Source organism: Petrocella sp. FN5, assembly GCF_029210395.1.
Taxonomy (GTDB): Bacteria; Bacillota; Clostridia; order Lachnospirales; family Vallitaleaceae; genus Petrocella.
The window spans coordinates 1-1,071 of sequence record NZ_JARGDP010000195.1; the positions used below are offsets into that span (position 1 = coordinate 1).

The following is a 1,071-nucleotide window of genomic DNA, read 5'->3' on the forward strand; positions in this document are numbered from 1 at the left end:
GTCTCGTACCAGCAGGTGGGCTTTCGGAAGATGAAACACATTTCATTGAACCAAAGCAGGATCGATATTTCATTCCGGTACAAGTGGTTTCAGCACTGTTTAAGAAGAAGTTCTTGGCACTGTGGGTGGATGCTGTAGAAAGTGGAAGAATAAAATTCATTGGAAATACCAGTTACTTAAAAGAACCAAAGACATTCAGAAAGCTTAAGAATGAGTTATATAAAAAAGGCTGGGTAGCCCATATAAGACCGCCATTCTCGACAGGAGAAGTGGTTATTGAATATTTAAGTAGATACATAAAAAGGGTTGCAATCTCAAATGAAAGAATTATTGCAGCTGATGGAGAAAATGTATCCATCAAGTGGAAAGATTATAGAGATGGTAAAACTAAAATAATGACATTAACATTAGATGAGTTCATCAGACGGTTTCTGCTGCATATACTACCAGATAGATATGTGAAAGTAAGGTACTATGGATTCCTTAGTAACGGCCAACGTAAGAAGAAACTTGTGAAATGCAGAAAGATTCTTCGGTTCCGAGTTAAGAAACAGGAATCATCAGACAATACCATGGAAGAAGAAAACCGTTCATCCAAGTGTATTTGTCCACAGTGCAGGATTTTTAAAAGGAAATTTATTAAGAGTCCGGTCCTGGCAAAAGACATAACCGGGAAAGCTAGAGAGCGCCCGTAGTCATAGAAGCAATAAAATAATGCTGAAATGAGACCCGGATTATGTAGGGTCTGTTGATGATGCCATAAAATATTAAATGACAGTTGCATCGTTCTAATGACCCAAAAATAATAAAGGAATACGACATATTTGAATAACTATTAGAAGCCAGATAGGATGGATACAGAGAAAATAAGCGAAAATTAAGGATGAGGTTGGGTACAAATTCCTTATGGGAAAATATCTCTCTTCGTTCAACCTAAATGTATATGAAATTGAAAATCAAAACAGTGACGTACTGAAGAAAGTCGATAGCTGATATGTAACGCATCAGTCAGAGTTTGTTGATTTTCAAATTCATATACATTGCTAAACGTTAGATGCAATCATCAACTAT

The 1,071-nt window shown here is 36.3% G+C and carries 1 protein-coding gene; it reads left to right on the forward strand.

The genetic code is table 11. The features are described from left to right. On the forward strand, positions 1–695 hold a 695-nt coding region (locus P0N36_RS15440), incomplete at its 5' end, for an IS91 family transposase (RefSeq protein ID WP_275843784.1). Between the last annotated feature and the right edge of the window lie 376 nt (positions 696–1,071).